General features: G+C 46.6%; 20 protein-coding genes. 4 read left to right on the top strand and 16 right to left on the bottom strand.

Annotated features, from left to right (window positions below):
- Window positions 1-9: 9 nt before the first annotated feature.
- A complete protein-coding gene (locus M3M35_RS03965) occupies window positions 10-549 on the top strand; it encodes a GNAT family N-acetyltransferase (RefSeq protein ID WP_252749384.1) in 540 nt (179 codons plus the stop codon).
- Between the two features lie 204 nt (window positions 550-753).
- On the opposite strand, the gene M3M35_RS03970 is transcribed toward M3M35_RS03965, so the two are convergent.
- The 4 genes from M3M35_RS03970 to M3M35_RS03985 form a co-directional block, all read right to left on the bottom strand.
- Window positions 754-1,221 (bottom strand): hypothetical protein, encoded by a 468-nt coding sequence (locus tag M3M35_RS03970; protein ID WP_252749385.1) that lies wholly within the window; start codon window positions 1,219-1,221, stop codon window positions 754-756.
- Between the two features lie 11 nt (window positions 1,222-1,232).
- Complete coding sequence (locus M3M35_RS03975; protein ID WP_252749386.1) at window positions 1,233-1,640, bottom strand: hypothetical protein; 408 nt, start codon at window positions 1,638-1,640, stop codon at window positions 1,233-1,235.
- Window positions 1,641-1,719: 79 nt separating this feature from the next.
- Window positions 1,720-2,907, bottom strand: coding sequence for an aminotransferase-like domain-containing protein (locus tag M3M35_RS03980; protein ID WP_252749387.1), 1,188 nt, complete (start codon window positions 2,905-2,907; stop codon window positions 1,720-1,722).
- A gap of 18 nt (window positions 2,908-2,925) precedes the next feature.
- Window positions 2,926-3,885 (bottom strand): ketopantoate reductase family protein, encoded by a 960-nt coding sequence (locus M3M35_RS03985; protein ID WP_252749388.1) that lies wholly within the window; start codon window positions 3,883-3,885, stop codon window positions 2,926-2,928.
- 403 nt (window positions 3,886-4,288) lie between these two features.
- Between M3M35_RS03985 and M3M35_RS03990 the strand changes: the two genes are divergently transcribed.
- Window positions 4,289-4,729: a universal stress protein gene (locus tag M3M35_RS03990; protein ID WP_252749389.1), complete on the top strand. Its 441-nt coding sequence runs from the start codon at window positions 4,289-4,291 to the stop codon at window positions 4,727-4,729.
- Window positions 4,730-4,794: 65 nt separating this feature from the next.
- Window positions 4,795-5,676 carry an RluA family pseudouridine synthase gene (locus tag M3M35_RS03995; protein WP_252749390.1) on the top strand — a complete coding sequence of 294 codons (882 nt, stop codon included), beginning with the start codon at window positions 4,795-4,797 and terminating at the stop codon, window positions 5,674-5,676.
- A gap of 70 nt (window positions 5,677-5,746) precedes the next feature.
- On the opposite strand, the gene M3M35_RS04000 is transcribed toward M3M35_RS03995, so the two are convergent.
- Complete coding sequence (locus tag M3M35_RS04000) at window positions 5,747-5,992, bottom strand: hypothetical protein (protein WP_252749391.1); 246 nt, start codon at window positions 5,990-5,992, stop codon at window positions 5,747-5,749.
- A gap of 153 nt (window positions 5,993-6,145) precedes the next feature.
- Here M3M35_RS04000 and M3M35_RS04005 point away from each other — a divergent pair, with 153 nt between their 5' ends.
- Window positions 6,146-6,895, top strand: a complete 750-nt coding sequence (locus tag M3M35_RS04005) for an SDR family oxidoreductase (RefSeq protein ID WP_252749392.1) — start codon at window positions 6,146-6,148, stop codon at window positions 6,893-6,895.
- 74 nt (window positions 6,896-6,969) lie between these two features.
- On the opposite strand, the gene M3M35_RS04010 is transcribed toward M3M35_RS04005, so the two are convergent.
- The 11 genes from M3M35_RS04010 to M3M35_RS04060 form a co-directional block, all read right to left on the bottom strand.
- Window positions 6,970-7,521 (bottom strand): DapH/DapD/GlmU-related protein, encoded by a 552-nt coding sequence (locus M3M35_RS04010; protein WP_252749393.1) that lies wholly within the window; start codon window positions 7,519-7,521, stop codon window positions 6,970-6,972.
- A gap of 70 nt (window positions 7,522-7,591) precedes the next feature.
- The gene (locus M3M35_RS04015; RefSeq protein WP_252749394.1) at window positions 7,592-7,978 is read right to left on the bottom strand and encodes a DUF2255 family protein; all 387 of its coding nucleotides are present in this window, start codon (window positions 7,976-7,978) and stop codon (window positions 7,592-7,594) included.
- A gap of 18 nt (window positions 7,979-7,996) precedes the next feature.
- Window positions 7,997-8,320, bottom strand: coding sequence for a carboxymuconolactone decarboxylase family protein (locus tag M3M35_RS04020; RefSeq protein WP_252749395.1), 324 nt, complete (start codon window positions 8,318-8,320; stop codon window positions 7,997-7,999).
- Between the two features lie 2 nt (window positions 8,321-8,322).
- Complete coding sequence (locus tag M3M35_RS04025) at window positions 8,323-8,739, bottom strand: cupin domain-containing protein (protein ID WP_252749396.1); 417 nt, start codon at window positions 8,737-8,739, stop codon at window positions 8,323-8,325.
- 41 nt (window positions 8,740-8,780) lie between these two features.
- Window positions 8,781-9,428: an NAD(P)H-binding protein gene (locus tag M3M35_RS04030; protein ID WP_252749397.1), complete on the bottom strand. Its 648-nt coding sequence runs from the start codon at window positions 9,426-9,428 to the stop codon at window positions 8,781-8,783.
- Window positions 9,429-9,540: 112 nt separating this feature from the next.
- Entirely contained in the window at window positions 9,541-10,395 is an 855-nt protein-coding gene (locus tag M3M35_RS04035) for an aldo/keto reductase (RefSeq protein ID WP_252749398.1), read from the bottom strand.
- On the bottom strand, window positions 10,392-11,648 hold the full coding sequence (locus M3M35_RS04040) for an MFS transporter (RefSeq protein WP_252749399.1): 1,257 nt from the start codon (window positions 11,646-11,648) through the stop codon (window positions 10,392-10,394). Before M3M35_RS04040 ends, M3M35_RS04035 begins: the two co-directional genes overlap by 4 nt.
- 1 nt (window position 11,649) lies before the next feature.
- Window positions 11,650-11,841 carry a hypothetical protein gene (locus M3M35_RS04045; RefSeq protein ID WP_252749400.1) on the bottom strand — a complete coding sequence of 64 codons (192 nt, stop codon included), beginning with the start codon at window positions 11,839-11,841 and terminating at the stop codon, window positions 11,650-11,652.
- Between the two features lie 96 nt (window positions 11,842-11,937).
- Complete coding sequence (locus M3M35_RS04050; RefSeq protein ID WP_252749401.1) at window positions 11,938-12,315, bottom strand: MerR family transcriptional regulator; 378 nt, start codon at window positions 12,313-12,315, stop codon at window positions 11,938-11,940.
- A 39-nt stretch (window positions 12,316-12,354) separates the two neighbouring features.
- Window positions 12,355-12,786: a MerR family transcriptional regulator gene (locus M3M35_RS04055; RefSeq protein ID WP_252749402.1), complete on the bottom strand. Its 432-nt coding sequence runs from the start codon at window positions 12,784-12,786 to the stop codon at window positions 12,355-12,357.
- A 111-nt stretch (window positions 12,787-12,897) separates the two neighbouring features.
- Window positions 12,898-15,438 (bottom strand): ATP-binding cassette domain-containing protein, encoded by a 2,541-nt coding sequence (locus M3M35_RS04060; protein WP_252749403.1) that lies wholly within the window; start codon window positions 15,436-15,438, stop codon window positions 12,898-12,900.
- Window positions 15,439-15,446: the final 8 nt, after the last annotated feature.

Here is a 15,446-nt window from a genome sequence, read left to right on the forward strand (position 1 = left end):
AGAACTGCCATGGCCACTTCAACATCCGTATTTTTACAACCCCTCACAACTGAGGCGGCTGATTACAGCTTAATCCAAACCATCTTTCAACAAGCTAGTACCCAACGCTTTTGGTTTCAACCGCCGTTACTGGGTGCGCACGACGTCACTAATTTTTTAAAGCAGCACACCACTGACGACCGCATCATTAGCCAAACGATTCAAACCAGCCAGACACCGCACCACGGGGTCGGTTTGGTCGAAATCATCGATCTCGATCCCGTGGCGCGCGTCGGTGAATTTGAGATTGCATTACTAAATGACGAAAATGGGCATGGCTATGCTCAGGCAGCCATGGCGCAACTACTCCAGTTGGCCTTTACCCAGTTAAATCTGCATAAACTCTACCTCTACGTCGATGTGACCAATGCCCCCGCGCTGCACATTTACCAAAAGTTCGGCTTTCAAATCGAAGGCACAATTGCCGACCAATTCTTTGCAGCCGGAGCCTATCGGGATGCCCACTACATGGGATTGACCCAGGCGGATTACCTTAACAACCATCACTAATTAATCACCAAAAAAGCCCCTCTGATCGTTAAATCAGAGGGGCTTTTCTGTTAGGAACTTGGATTTCCAAGCGGACTAACGCGGTGTTCACATCACCTGCTAGTCAAACCACCTGCAATGCGGCAGTTAACGTGGTTCCCATCATAAGCTATGCTTATGCGGCTCGTCGCATGCTTTAATTATAACAGAATTCCACGTAATTCGCTAGTCGGCGGTCGCTTCGGCCTCATGGTCAGCCAACACCGCTAACTGGGTCTGCATCCAAGCGGTAAATTGGTCAAGCGCTTGGTCGGGTTGCTTCACAAAGGTCGTTGCATCTAGTAATTCATCGATGCGCAACTTGGACTTGTTGATCGCTGGTGCGGCAATGATCATGTACACGTTCACGTCGACTTCTCCATCATCAACCATAATTTTATGAATGTTTTTCCCGTAGGCTAACGGGAGATTAATGATCGAAGTTTGCAGCTGAACTAGCACCTCAGCATCACTAACCTGTAAATCAGCACTCGCAATTTTATCCGAATTAATGGCTGCCTCTACGAATTGAACTAGTGGTGCGAGCGTTTTGGCCGTCTGCTTTTGCAGGTCTGCCATCGGGACCGTGATCGTTTTGTGGGCGTACGTTTCCGCCTCAGCTTCTGCAACGAAGTCAGTTTCATTAATCTTCATACTGTTCCTCACTATTTTCTAAATTTTAGGTAACGCTGGACCCGCTCTTTGGTTAACGCCTGCCGGGCTTGCCAAGCCAAGCGGAACCAGTACAGCAAAGCGCCTAACGCGATGAGAACGGCGATTAAGGCCCCGCCGCGGAGCACGAGCGGAAGCTTTGGTAGTTGCACCAACCGATACAAAGCACTACAGTAACCGGCCAGATACAGTGCCTGTACCAGCGCTAACAGGTACAAGCCCACGCGCAGTCCGCCCCAAAAGAGCACCAGTGGCACTAAAACTAAGACCAATGCTGCGATTTCAGACCGAGCAAAAGTGGCCCTGCTCGTGTGAAATACTACTAAACTTAAGAGCACGTTGAGCAGGAGAAAAATCCCGAGCGTCACTAACGTCCACCAATTCAACTGCTTAAATTTCATCGCCATCCCATCCTTTGTTCCCAGTATACCGAAAATAAGAACAGCTGACCATCGTCACTCACCAGGCGAAGCACTTAACTTACTGCCCCCCTAAATCTGTGAGCACTTCACCAATCCGCTTAATCCCAGTTTTAATCTGGTCATCATTCATGTTAGAGAAGTTCAACCGAAACGTCCCTGGTTGGGCTTTTCCAGCGTAGAAGGCCGATCCGGGAACCACGGCCACGTTTTTTTCTAAGCACCGCTGCGCTAACTCATCGCTATCGATTTCGCCTGGCACCTGCACCCAGATGAACATCCCACCTTCTGGTTGACTGTGGTAGACGTCTGCCGGAAAGTGGCGGTCAATTTCTGCCAACATTAACTTAGCGCGCTGTTCGTACACGGCTGTAATCCGTTGGACGTGGGCCTGTAGGTCTTCATCCGTTAAAAACTGCGCGATGATGTACTGGGTTAGATTATCGGTATGCAAATCGGCATTCTGTTTTAACAACGTGTACTTTTGTAAGAAGGCTGGGTCTGCGGTGATCCAGCCAATCCGTAATCCGGGCGCCAGCATTTTGGAAAAGGAACTGATTGATACCACGGATCCCGTGCGGTCGTAATGCTTAATCGGAGGTACCGTTGTCCCCGCGTAGCGAATGGCCCCATAGGGATCATCCTCAACGATGGGAACCCCAAACTGGTCAGCAAGCTTGACCATTTGTTGCCGGCGGGCCGCCGTCATCGTCCGCCCCGTGGGGTTTTGAAAGTTGGGAATCGTATAAATAAATTTAGCCGTTGGATTTGCGGTTAATTTTTGTTGCAAATCATCCATCCGCATCCCATCGTCATCCATGGCAACCCCCACCACTTGGGCTCCGTCAGCGCGAAACACGTCCAGGGCGGCGAGGTAGGTCGGGTCTTCCACCAAGACCACGTCACCAGGGTTGATTAACATCCGGGCCACTAAATCAATCGCCTGCTGTGACCCCGTCGCGATCCCAATGTTCTCCACGGTCGCCTTCACTTTACGGCCGCGCATTAGGTGTGCAATTTGTTCCCGGAGCTTCGGATACCCGAGCGTGCCCGCGTACTGCAACACCTGTTCTCCATATTGATCAAACACCCGATCGGTTGCCCGTTTAACGGCGGCAACTGGGAACAACTCGGGGGCCGGAAGCCCACCCGCAAAGGAAATTACTTTCGGGTCAGCGGCGGCCTTTAAAATGGCCTCCGTGGCGTTGGTGGTAGTCTTAGGAACTGCGTTTGCGTAGTTAAATGTCATGCTGCTTTCCTCACTTCGTTATTTTTTTACCGACCGCATTTGTTCGGCCAGGTGAACTTCGTGCGTTACAAATTCATGGGTCCGACACGGATAGTCGTGTTCGCGGCCTAAGCGGGCAATGTAGCCGTTAATGTAATCAACTTCCGTCGGTCGCCCCTTTGAGAAATCCTGGTACATAGATGGATAGTGATACTTTAGCTTCACACAAGAATCCAAGACGCTTTGTACCTGTTGAGCACGGTTTTCCAGGAGTTTAATCCCGGCCCGGGCCGCCGCATCGTGAGCTTCATTAAAAAGTTGCTCAGCCATCGCAGCCGCGCCCGGATATGAACCAAACTGGCCCATGTTGATCTCAAACATCGTACACAACGTGTTGCAAACCGCGTTAAACGCCACTTTTGTTAAACACATCCCTAACCAGTTCGTACTCCACTCCGGTCCTAACGTGGCCCGCTGAAAGTCAGCATAAATGGCTTCCATTGTTTCGTCCGGCGCTTGATCGTTATAGGGCGCCATGTGCATGGCCTCACCCCGCTCTGGACCCATGAAATCAACGTCTCCAGGCCCATTTAAAACGGTCGCAATCATCGCCGTCCCCGCCAGGATCTGATTAGGATTAAAGTACCGAGCTATCTTTTCAAAGTGGCCCAACCCGTTCATGGCAGAAAAGACGTACTGATCCGGGTGAAATAGGTCAGCAGCCGCATCCCGTTCCAGTTCTGCATCTAGTTGCATCTGCTTTTTAAAGACAATCCAGACGTCCGGATGCCCATGATAAGCCTCTGGAGTATAAATTTGAATTGGCACTAGATGGCGATGCTGGTGGTCCCGAGAGACATACACGCCCCCCTGCTCTTCCACTTGTTTGCGGTTGGGATCCCAGGTTTCAATAAAATCAACCGCCACGCCCGCTTGTTCCTGCAGTAAAACTCCATACCGATAGCCCATGGCTCCGGCTCCAATAATTCCGTATCGCATCTGTTCGTCCTCCTCTAAAATCAGCAATAAATTTACTAAACTAAAAAGCCCACGCCACCTCATGGTGGTCGCGGGCTGGTTATCATTCTAGCTTCGAATTCATTAGGAGAACCGCCCGGCAACCATCACGTGGTGAATCTAGCCGAGCACTACCAAATCGTCCCTGCGTAGATTCCCGTTAGGAGATAAACGCAATGACTAAACTGGTCCGATTGGTAGGTTGTTTCGTCAAGTTCTTCATTAGTAAATTCCTCTCTTTTGAGTTGTTATTATTTAAGCACGAGGCCCTGCTTCTGTCAAACCTTTTTTCGCACTTATTTCTGCATTAATTGTCTTTTACTTAACGTGTCAAGTGGGGCAAAAAATGATATAGTTAAGTAAATAGAATGATGGGGTGATCGTAATGACAGAGAATTACAAACGGATTTTAGCTCCTGTAGATGGTGGAGAAGACACCATGCCGGTGTTGAATCGGGCGATTAAAATTGCAAAGCAAAACAACAGTCACTTAGACATTTTAAACGTCATCCAAGTGACCCAGTTTAATCGGAATTACGGCAATGCCGTTTCAGCTGATACGGTATATAAACTAACGGACCAAACGAAGGAAATTTTGGAAACCCTCAAACAAGACGCTGTGAAGAATGGGTTAACGGACGTTTCCATCCACATGCGGTTTGGAAATCCCAAGCGCATCATTGCTCACGAATTTCCTGACGACCACAAAGACGACCTGATCGTCATGGGAGCCACCGGCTTATCAGCTGTGGAACAACTAGTGGTGGGATCCGTTACTAGCTACGTAATCCGGACCGCCAAGCCGGACGTTTTAATCGTTAAATAACTGCGTTTTGCAGCAAACCGATCACCGTGGTGGTCGGTTTTTTACTACCCCAAAGGAGCTTTGGCATGCAGTGGCACTATCAATTACCAGTTCCCGCAGCGTTTGCAACGCGCCCCCTCCGTGATTTGCTCAAGGACTACTTTCAACTTCCAAAACGGTTAATCGGGGACTTGCGGAGAAACCAGCGCGTGCTAGTTAACCAGCAGTATCGCCCAATGAACACGCGCTTACAGACCACTGATCTAATCAGTTTGACCTTCCAGCCCGCCGATTTTCGCAATCCGTTTCCCCAGACGCTATTAGACCCCCAGCTCGAAATCCCGATTCTCTATGAAAACTCCGACTTTGTCATTGTCAATAAACCCCGGGGGCTAAAAACGCATGCTAATCAACCGGGCGAATCCGGGGCCGTTTTAAACGGCCTGGCGGCTCACTATGCTCCAGATCCGGTTTACATCATTCACCGCCTGGATCAGGAAACCAGTGGGACCCTCATCTTTGCCAAAAGCCCCGCTGCGGTCCCAATCCTCACCAAGATGATTCGCGAGAAACAAATTCACCGGGAATACCTCGTGCGGGTTCGGGGACAGTTACTAGCTCCTGCGGGAATCATCAAGGCTCCGATTGGCTTGAATCCGAATGACCAACGCAAACGACAGGTAAACGGTCCCCAGGCGCAGGCCGCGGTTACCCACTACCGGGTTCTGAGTCAAACTAAAACCGGCAGCTTACTGGCCGTCCGCTTAGAAACCGGGCGCACCCACCAGATTCGGGTGCACCTTTCCTTGCTGGGACATCCGATTCAAAACGATCCCCTGTATGACCCGTACGCCCAAGCGGGCCAAGCTATGCAACTCCATTCGTGGCGCGTCCAGATGCGCACGCCCTTTACCAACCAACCATTAACCGTGACAGCGCCGGTACCACCGGAAATGGAGTCATCATAAAAAGCAAACGAACAAAAGCCCTCCGTTGGAAATATGATCCAACGGGGGGCTTTTAACTATTCAGGTAACTTTATTTAAATGGAAACAGGTTCATGACCCGCTTAAAGATTGAGCCGGTGCGACCGACCAGTTTAGCCACTTGGCGCCGACGGGGGTCTGATCCCTGACGCGACCACCAGTAAATCGCTAACACCAATAACGTTACGAACAGCGTTGCTAGCACCACTATGCTACGACTGCCGGTTAGACCGTGTTCAAATAAATAAGTGACTTTCTTGATGACGCTAATCCAACTATAGCTCACTAATAGAATCATTTTGCTCACTTTCTTGTTTAATATAACTCACGACTTACTTCCCAAGTTTAATTATACGCCTGATTAAAATGATGCTCTTAAGACTTTCCCGTTGACTTAGAGTCCAGTGGAAGGTTTATATTAATCATATAAACTTCAAAGGAGGAACACATCATGTCAATTAAAGATAAAGTCGTTGTTATCACCGGTGGTTCGTCCGGAATGGGAGCTGCCACCGCTAAGTTAGCCAACGAACGGGGCGCTAAGGTCGTAATTGGTTCCCGGAACCAAGCTAAGTTAGATGAAATGCTAACCACGGTCGCTCATCCCGAAAACTTTGCCGCTCAGTTAACCGATGTAACTAAGGTAACTGACGTGCAAAACCTAGTTAACCTCGCCGTGGAAAAGTTTGGGCACCTGGATGTGATCTATAACAACGCTGGGATCATGCCCCAAGGGATGGTTGCTGACCCAGAAAAGCTCTCCGAATGGCAAGCCATTTTAGATACCAACATCATGGGCGTGCTCAATGGAATTAGTGCCGCCACGCCAATTATGCGGAAGCAAGGAAATGGGTTAATCATGGCCACCGATTCCGTAGCTGGCCACGTGGTTTATCCCGGCTCTGCCGTTTACAATGGTTCTAAGTACGCCGTCCGCGCCATCATGGAAGGCTTACGTCAAGAGGAACACCAACATGGCATTAAGACGGGAATTGTTTCCCCAGGGGCCGTGGACACGAACCTGTACTCAACGGTTCATGATGAAAAAATTAGAAAACAAATGCTAGAAGGTAACAGTGCCAATAAAAATGGCTGGTTAACGTCAGAAGACATTGCCGAAATCGCCGTCTTTATGATGAGTCAACCGGAAAACGTGGATATTAACGAAGTCTTGGTCCGCCCAACGGGTCAACCCATCTAAAGATTAGTTGGCACTCACCGCTTACTAAAAAAACTCCCCGAACAATGAATTCACTGTTCGGGGAGTTTTTCCTTTTAATCGGCATCCGGTTCAACCTGTTTAATCACCCTGGCTGGACTACCGACCGCAATCGTTCGCGGTGGAATGTCCTTGTTTACTAAACTGTTTGCACCGATAATGGCCCCTTCTCCAATGGTGACGCCCGGCAAAACCGTGACGTTGGCTCCTAACCAGACGTCCGCTTCAATGTGAACGGCGTCAAGGTTCACGCTTCTTCTCTCGTTAACCGCGTGGACGTGACTCACGCTAACTAGCGTCGCATTCGGTCCAATTAAACACCGGTCTCCAATTGAAATTCCCCCCAGATCATCGAACATCGCATTTTTATTGATAAAGCACTCCTTACCAATTGTGATGTTTTTACCGAAGTCGGTTTCAAACGGAATGCTAATTTCCGTACTGGCGGGGATTTCCTTCCCCGTGATTTGGGTTAGCAGGGCCCGAATTTCTGCTAAGGAATGCGGCTTTTGGTTAAGCGCTTGAATTAACGGTTCGTTCGCATTTTTAATTTTGAGGCTTTCATTAAATGCCGGGGTATTTTCCTTTAAATATCGCGGGAATTCCATTGGTGGTTCTCCTTTTTCGTACCGGCGCTAATTATCCAAAAACCGGATTGCGTCCATTTCTTCTATCGATCTAGTGAGCTGGGATAATTTTCACAGTTGCTCCAACTGGTCCTACTTGCAACATCGGAGGCAAATAAGGACTGTTCGCATATTTAGCCTGATAAGCCGCACTAATCGCCTGATCTAATTCAGGCGTATTCGTAACTCGCTCAAATTTAACTTCATAGTCTTGACCCGCTAAATGAATTTTGCCAGCTCCTTGGTAGATGGCCGCTTGATACCACGAAGATTTCTGGCCGTTATAGGCCCGCACATACAAGTTATCATTCGTAACCACAGACCAAATCCAGGTTGGCGTTCCATAAGTGGTTCCGTCACGATAAAATGGAGAAACCTTCATATCATCAGCTCCGCTAAATTCTTTTAGTTGTGCTGCATTCCATTTTTCCGCCGCCATTGTAATCACCTTTCTTAATTAAGCTTCGGTGTAAACTTTCTTCGCCAGTGTCATCGCTGTCCAGGCTTTGGGCCAACCGGCATAAAAAGCGAGTTGGGTAATGGCTTCCACCATCTCATCCTTAGTCACGCCGTTCTGTTTCGCCGTTTCTAAATGAAACTGCAACGGTCCAAAAATGCCTTGCGAAATCAGGCTGGTACACGTGATTAGGCTTCGTTCCTTGGCAGGAAGTTGTTGTTCCCGCGACCAAATCTCTCCGAACAAAACGTCATCGTTCATTTCGGCAAACTTCGGGGCAAAATCCCCAAAGTTATCGTGTCCTGCGGTTTGTTTTTGCGCCATCGTTATGCTCCTAACTGATCGTATTCGGCATCAGAAACTGGTTCTAAGAAGTCAGATTTTCCACTGGTAATCGCAATGTGGGAGAACCAACTATCCTGGGTCGCTCCATGCCAGTGTTTAATGTTCTTTTTGGTGACCACTACGTCCCCGGGAACGAGGTGGCGGGCTGGTTTGCCGGCTTCCTGGTACCAACCTTCGCCACCCGTTACGAGCAAAATCTGGTAACCATAGTGGACGTGCCAGTTGTTTCGCGTTCCCGGTTCGAAGGTCACGTTTCCCACTCCCGCATCGATGTCAGGATCGGCAACTAGGGTATCCAAAAAACTCTTCCCAGTAAAGAATTTACCGTACGGGTTATCCTCACCGAGGGGGAAAATTACTCCCTGTTTGACGTTTTCATTTTTAACTTCGTTTGCCATGTTCATACTCCTTTAATTAATCCGCTCAAATTTAATATCTATTAAACAAACTGTGGGGTTTCCCCATCTGTTCCTGGTTTTGAAATTCCTAAACTTTCATTTTGATATTTTTTTGGATCCACAATAATTTTAACAATTAAATCAGCAATACTTTTCCTTGAAATTGTCGTTCCTTGAAACGGCTCACCTTTTTTCGTTAATTCATAGTCCACTTCGGGTTGATTAGACATATAAGCAGCACGAATGATTGTATAAATAATTTCATGATTACTCTCAATTTCAGCAGCAGCCGTTCTCGTGTCTTCCATAACATTATGTCCCACCGATTCTTCAACCCATGATCCAAATGGATCTGGAACTTCATGATAGAGTCCTAGTCCGGTTACATAGATTAATCGTTTAACCTGATTTTGATTCATTGCTCTTACAATATTTTTAACCATGGGGGCAAAAACTCCCCCTAAATTAACGTAAACTAGATTTGCTCCCTGGATGGCATCATTAACGGAACTAAAATCATTAGCATCTCCCTCAACCAACTCAACATTCCTAGCAGTAGCAATTTCTGTGGGAATTCGGCTACTATTTCTGGCAAATAATTTCATTTCTAAGTCATGATCATTAAGTAATTTTCGTTCCACTAATTTAGCAATTTGACCATTGGCACCAATAATCGTAATTTTTTGCAATTCTATCAACCTCCCATCAATAATTTCTTAATCTCTGCTTCAGTTATTAAGATACAACTTATAGTGAACTATAAGTCAAACAAAAAAAGCACTAAAAGTGCTTTTTTATTAACTAATGATTAACGTGCCAATTAATTAAATTTTTAGTTCTAGCAACATCAGGACGATCAGCTTGATTAAACATGCTAACGTCGGTGTTTAAAGAACTAATCATTTCCATTTCCGTAGGACTTAACTCAAAATCAAAAATTGCAAAATTGGATTCAATTCGATTTTGATGAATAGACTTGGGAATTGTAACAATGTTGCGCTGATTTAACCAACGCAGAATCACATTTCCTACTTTTGTCTGATGTACATTTGCAATTTCTTGTAACTGAGGGTTATGAAAAATACCATTTTTTCCTTCTGCAAACGGAGCCCACGCTTCTGCTACTACATCGTTACTTTGTAAATAAGAAACGTTTTTGGTCTGCTGATAAAACGGGTTAATTTCAATTTGATTAACCATTGGCTTAATTTCGTTAATCTGCAAGAATTGTTCCACTAACTCCGGGGGAAAATTAGAAACTCCAATTGCCCGTACAGTACCATCCCGATATAAGTCTTCTAATGCTCGCCAGGCTCCCCAAACATCCCCGATTGGTTGATGTAATAAGACTAAATCTAAATAATCAGTTTTTAATAGTTCCAACGAACGAAACACAGACTGCTGGGTTTGCTGATATCCATAATCTTGGAGCCAAACTTTAGTGGTTACAAATAATTGATCTCTTGAGACGTTACTATTTTTAATTGCATTTCCTACCGCTGCTTCATTCTGATAGGCAACCGCTGTATCAATTAGTCGATAGCCAGTTGCTAATGCCATCCCCACCGCTTTTTCCGTTTCACTTGGACTAGCTTGAAAAACACCGAATCCCAACATAGGCATTTTTACATTATTGCTTAAAGTTTGATAATTCATTTTATTTCCTTCTTCCAGACAAATTGATTAATAAATAAGGCTAGCAGGCATCCAATTGTGGCTACCATAAAAATATGTTGAATCCCGCCAAACGCAATTACACGCATTTGGTGTAATAATGACTGTGGTACCTCCTTTACCGCTGGTGTTCCTAATTGATTAATTAAATTCATACTAATTTTAGGATTGTGTTTAATTCCACTTCTAATTTGTTGTACATACATCGTCCCAAAAATAGAAACAAAGAGGGTTTGTCCCAAGGTCCGTGCCAGCAAACTAAAAGTCGTGGCAATGTTAATTTGCTTTTTATCAACGTCATTTTGGACCGCCACCTGGAGTGGTGACATTCCTAGTCCTTGCCCAATTCCAATAAAAATCCCGCCTACAATAATCAATCCCAGCTGAACGTTCATTGGCAATAACGACAATAAGATTCCCGCTAGCAAAAAATTAACTGCTGCTAAAGCAGTAATTCTTTGAAAGGTAATGAACTTCATTAAGCGAGATACTACCTGCGTTGCTATAATTAGTGCTACAGAACATAACATCATCGTGGAACCACCTATCGTAGCGCTTTTCCCCAAGATTGATTGGGCCCACATGGGAGCATAAACACTATAGGCCGTAAACAATCCATAAAATAGAATCATAATGAGATTTTTACCCATGTAAAATTTATTTTCCAAAATGACATGCGGAATAATGGGATTATCACTTCTTCCTTCGATCCACCAAAAAAGAAAACCTAATCCCAAGATCACAAGTAAGCAAGCCAATAATGACCAAATTGACAAAGTTGTTTGGGTAACAAATAAAATCATTGCCAACCAAATGACTAAGGTTGAGATTCCATATCCATCAATTGGCTGTTTTTGCTTTTTAGGCGTTTGCTCAAGATAAAAATGCTGCAATAACATGATGGCCAAGAGACCAATGGGAACGTTAATTCCAAACGTCCAACGCCATCCGAATGAATCTACAATTATTCCGCCGATAACTGGTCCTAAAATAACAGATAATCCATATGAAGCTGTAACCCACGTCAGTGCTTTGGCTCTTTCAACTGGATTAGGATATAAATCAGCATAAATAATAAATGGAATAGCAACCATCCCACCAGTCCCAATTCCCATCAGCGCCCGAGCAATAATTAAAAGATAAATATTGGGAGCTAGTGCCCCTAGCAATGAAGCAATTACGAAAACAATTGCTGACAATTGAAACGCTAGCTTATTCCCAATTCTTTCTCCCACATCACCCCAAATAATTGTGGAGACTGCAACAAAAAATAAAAAAAATAGAGGTTAATAAAGCTAATTGGTTGGTACCATGCAAATCACTCAAGATAGACGGCAACGCCGTATTAATTACCGTCGAATCTAAACCACCCATAAAATTAGCCAATAACAACGCAAACGTAGAAATTCTAACTGCTGTTTTATTCATGTATTCCTCCCTCTTTCTATATTTCAGGAGTAACATTACACCTTGGAGTTCACTCCAAAGCAATAAAAAAGGAGCAACAAATTTTGCTCCTGTTACCTATTTAGTTAGCTTGTCCTCAGCTGCACGCATGTGATCATCATAATGATCTAGTTTATATGTTAATAAAGCTAATGCTTGTTCAATTTCATGTTTTCGCTGAAGCATTAGGTTAACTTCAGACCTTAAAATCACTTTTTGCTCCACAGCATTATCATCATCGTCATCAACTAAATCAATGTATTTTTTCAGTGACTTCACTGACATTCCAGCTGCACGCATTTGTCTGGCAAATTTAATGCGCCGAATAATCCCTTCATCAATTTGTCGGTTCCCCACTTGATCTCGCTTGATGCGTGGAATCAATCCAATTTTTTCGTAATAACGAATTGTATCAGATGATGTTCCGGTAGCCTCGCTGGCTTGTTTAACATTCATAATTTTGGTATTTTTCAACGATTATTTCATCTCACTAGCTTAATTTTCTGTCTTAAACTGTTGCAAATACTCCGCAAACGTTTCGGAATCCTGAATTGAATGGTCCAACTTACCTTCGTACCAATCGATTTTGTGCGTCAGGACCTCTAAGTGGTGCTGCGTTTCCCGAATCTGAGCCAAGCTCCGTTCCCGAACGTTTTGTAACAGCTCCTTTCGTTGTTCAATCGTAGCATCCCCCTGGGCCCGCCAGGTGATGTAGCGTTGCATCTCATTCATCGACATTCCGGTGCCCTTCAGGTGCATAAGAAAATGCACCCAGCCAACGTCCTGCTCCGTATAGAAGCGGCGCTGGTGTTGATCACGCTGGGGAACAATCAAATTTTCCCGCTCATAATAGCGCAGGGTGTAAGTTGATAATCCCGTTTTTTTCGCAAAGGCTCCAATCGAATAGTGTTCACTCGTAAGCGTCATCTCCTTTCCTCCTGTTAGCATTATGTTATTCCTTTGAGTCCACTCTAAGTCAACGACTTAGAGTCTGTTTTTGCATAAAAAAACCAACTTTCCAGCTGGTTAACGTTGTTTTTACTCATCTTTAAGGTCAAATTTGTGCCAGTACTGCGCTAAATACTGAGTCGTTAGGCTCGTTGGGTGCTGCACTAATTCGGCAGGCGTCCCAGCTGCCATCAGTTTTCCTCCGGCTGCCCCACCCTTGGGTCCAAGATCGATTAGATAATCGGCGTTCGCTATCAACTCCAAATCATGCGTGATGATGATAATCGTTGCGCCCCGTTGTTTAAGGCGATTCATCACGCCGAGGAGCGTTTGCACGTCTAAGGGATGCAGACCAATCGAAGGTTCATCAAAGACAAAGAGCGTCCGCGCCTGCTTCTTACCAAGGTGGTTAATTAATTTAAGCCGTTGGGCCTCTCCACCCGACAAGCTCGGCGTACTCTCACCCAAGTGGAGGTACCCCAGTCCGACGTCAACTAACGTTTGTAACGTGCGGTAAATGGGAGCTTCATCCTGAAATACCGGTAATGCATCTCGAACAGACAGCTGCAGTAACTCCACGATTGATTTTCCGTGCCATTTAATGGTTTGAATCTCATCGTTATAGCGATTCCCGTGGCAGACGGGACAGGTCTGTTGAATGTCTGGCAGATACTGAATATCTAACGAGATGACACCCAGGCCCCCACAGTGGGGACAAGCCCCCTTTTTGTTGTTATAGGAGAAAGCCGAAACGCCGTAGTGGTGCTGTTTGGCCTCCGGGAGCGCGGCAAATAGCTTGCGCAACTGGTCCATGATGTTGGTATAGGTCGCCAAACTCGACCGGGCGTTTTTGCCCACTGGCTTAGCATCCACACTGACAACGTGGTTCAGCTTGGTGTCCAGCAGTTGCACTTGTGGTGGCAATGCTTGCCCCCGGGCTTGCGCTTTGAGAGCGGGTACGAGACTATCCACGATCAAACTAGTCTTTCCAGCTCCCGAAAAACCGGTCACCGTCGTGATTTGATTGCCAGGAATCGTCACCGTTAAATCGTGCAAATTAAAGTAATCTCCGATCTGCACCGTGGTCGCTAATTCCCCGGCCGTTTTCGCACTGGCCACCTTGGGGTGCATGACGGACGCCGTCCCAGCAATGAAGGGCCCGATTAGGGAACTCGGATTCTTCTGCAGTTGCCGTGGCGTTCCGGTTGCGATGACTTGCCCGCCTTGTGCACCGGATCCCGGTCCAATTTCAATGACCCAATCGGCCGCCGCAATAATGTCAACGTCATGATCAACCACCACGAGGGAATTCCCCTGGTTAATTAAGGCACGAAAGACGTGCAAGAGCCCCCGTACGTTATCAGGATGAAGCCCAATCGACGGTTCGTCTAACACGTACAAAACCCCGGTCGTCTCCGTCCGCAGGGTTTTCGCTAGTTGAATCCGTTGCAATTCACCCGTCGACAACGTATTGCTACTCCGGGCTAAGGTTAGATAGTCGAGGCCCAGTTCTAACAACGGATGAAGGGTTTCTTGGAGATTTTGAAATAACACCGTTGCCATGTTCTGCATGTCAGCTGGGAGTTCATGTTTGGTATCTGCTTCCCAGTTCTCCAAGTCACCGAGCGCTAGATCAGCCACTTCCGCAATGTTTTTGTGTCCGACCAGTTGGGTCAATAGATCCGGATTCAGGCGGCTCCCGTGACACACGGGGCACACCGAAAAGTGGAAGAACTGGTTGATTTTTTGCAGGGACCGTTCGCTTTTCGCCGTTTTAAGCGAGTCATAGACGGCTGCATAGGCATTCTCATACAAAGTGTTATCCGTATGAAAGACCCGCCCCGTCGACGTCCGAAAGTCCACCGGATACTGCTTTTTGGCCCCGTGCAGGACAATCTCCTTTTCGTGCTTCGTCAGGTCGCGATACGGAACATCCGTCCGCACGCCTAACGTGGCGGCAACCGTCGGCATGAAATTCCGCCCCGGCAAGTGCCAGGAGGCGACGGCTCCCTCATCGAGGGTCAGATTTTCATCACCAATTAGCTTGCTCTCATCTAACTCCCGAACCTTTCCCGTTCCGTTACACTTGGGGCACCGACCGGCCGCATTAAAGGAAAAATCCTCGGCCGATTTGGCCTGAAACTGCGCCCCACACACCGGACAGGTTAACTGGCCCATGGCGCTTGAATCAGCCGGTAAATCCATCGCTTGCGCAATTTTTAAACTAGGTGGTAACCGGTGCCCGTTGGGACACACCGGCGACCCTAAACGCGAAAATATCAAACGCACCACGTTGAAAATCTCGGTCATTGACCCCACCGTTGACCGTTCGGACGGGACATCTGGTCGTTGCCGGAGGGCAAGGGCCGAGGGAATGTGTTTCACCTCTTGGACCTGGGCTCCCTTACTCTGACTAATCCGCCGGCGGGTGTACGTCGACAGGGCCTCTAGATAGCGTCTTGAACCCTCTGCGTATAAAATTCCCATTGCCAACGAACTTTTTCCTGAGCCCGACCGGCCCGAGATGGCCACGAACTGGTTTAAGGGAATGTTGACGTTGATGTTTTTTAAGTTATGAACGTTGCCACCCCGAACTTCAATCTGGGTAACCTGGTTTTGCTTATCAACCATTATTTTAT

This window comes from Fructilactobacillus myrtifloralis (assembly GCF_024029335.1).
Taxonomy (GTDB): domain Bacteria; phylum Bacillota; class Bacilli; order Lactobacillales; family Lactobacillaceae; genus Fructilactobacillus; species Fructilactobacillus myrtifloralis.

Excerpts from the sequence above, each read along its gene's own strand:
- M3M35_RS04050 (WP_252749401.1), bottom strand. The coding sequence starts at position 12,315 with ATGAATGTTAAACAAGCCAGCGAGGCTACCGGAACATCATCTGATACA.
- M3M35_RS04045 (WP_252749400.1), bottom strand. The coding sequence starts at position 11,841 with ATGAATAAAACAGCAGTTAGAATTTCTACGTTTGCGTTGTTATTGGCT.
- M3M35_RS04035 (WP_252749398.1), bottom strand. The coding sequence starts at position 10,395 with ATGAATTATCAAACTTTAAGCAATAATGTAAAAATGCCTATGTTGGGA.
- M3M35_RS03970 (WP_252749385.1), bottom strand. The coding sequence starts at position 1,221 with ATGAAGATTAATGAAACTGACTTCGTTGCAGAAGCTGAGGCGGAAACG.
- M3M35_RS03980 (WP_252749387.1), bottom strand. The coding sequence starts at position 2,907 with ATGACATTTAACTACGCAAACGCAGTTCCTAAGACTACCACCAACGCC.
- M3M35_RS04015 (WP_252749394.1), bottom strand. The coding sequence starts at position 7,978 with ATGGCGGCGGAAAAATGGAATGCAGCACAACTAAAAGAATTTAGCGGA.
- M3M35_RS04005 (WP_252749392.1), top strand. The coding sequence starts at position 6,146 with ATGTCAATTAAAGATAAAGTCGTTGTTATCACCGGTGGTTCGTCCGGA.
- M3M35_RS04000 (WP_252749391.1), bottom strand. The coding sequence starts at position 5,992 with ATGATTCTATTAGTGAGCTATAGTTGGATTAGCGTCATCAAGAAAGTC.
- M3M35_RS04020 (WP_252749395.1), bottom strand. The coding sequence starts at position 8,320 with ATGGCGCAAAAACAAACCGCAGGACACGATAACTTTGGGGATTTTGCC.
- M3M35_RS03995 (WP_252749390.1), top strand. The coding sequence starts at position 4,795 with ATGCAGTGGCACTATCAATTACCAGTTCCCGCAGCGTTTGCAACGCGC.
- M3M35_RS03975 (WP_252749386.1), bottom strand. The coding sequence starts at position 1,640 with ATGAAATTTAAGCAGTTGAATTGGTGGACGTTAGTGACGCTCGGGATT.
- M3M35_RS04055 (WP_252749402.1), bottom strand. The coding sequence starts at position 12,786 with ATGACGCTTACGAGTGAACACTATTCGATTGGAGCCTTTGCGAAAAAA.
- M3M35_RS03990 (WP_252749389.1), top strand. The coding sequence starts at position 4,289 with ATGACAGAGAATTACAAACGGATTTTAGCTCCTGTAGATGGTGGAGAA.
- M3M35_RS04010 (WP_252749393.1), bottom strand. The coding sequence starts at position 7,521 with ATGGAATTCCCGCGATATTTAAAGGAAAATACCCCGGCATTTAATGAA.
- M3M35_RS04060 (WP_252749403.1), bottom strand. The coding sequence starts at position 15,438 with ATGGTTGATAAGCAAAACCAGGTTACCCAGATTGAAGTTCGGGGTGGC.
- M3M35_RS04025 (WP_252749396.1), bottom strand. The coding sequence starts at position 8,739 with ATGGCAAACGAAGTTAAAAATGAAAACGTCAAACAGGGAGTAATTTTC.
- M3M35_RS03965 (WP_252749384.1), top strand. The coding sequence starts at position 10 with ATGGCCACTTCAACATCCGTATTTTTACAACCCCTCACAACTGAGGCG.
- M3M35_RS03985 (WP_252749388.1), bottom strand. The coding sequence starts at position 3,885 with ATGCGATACGGAATTATTGGAGCCGGAGCCATGGGCTATCGGTATGGA.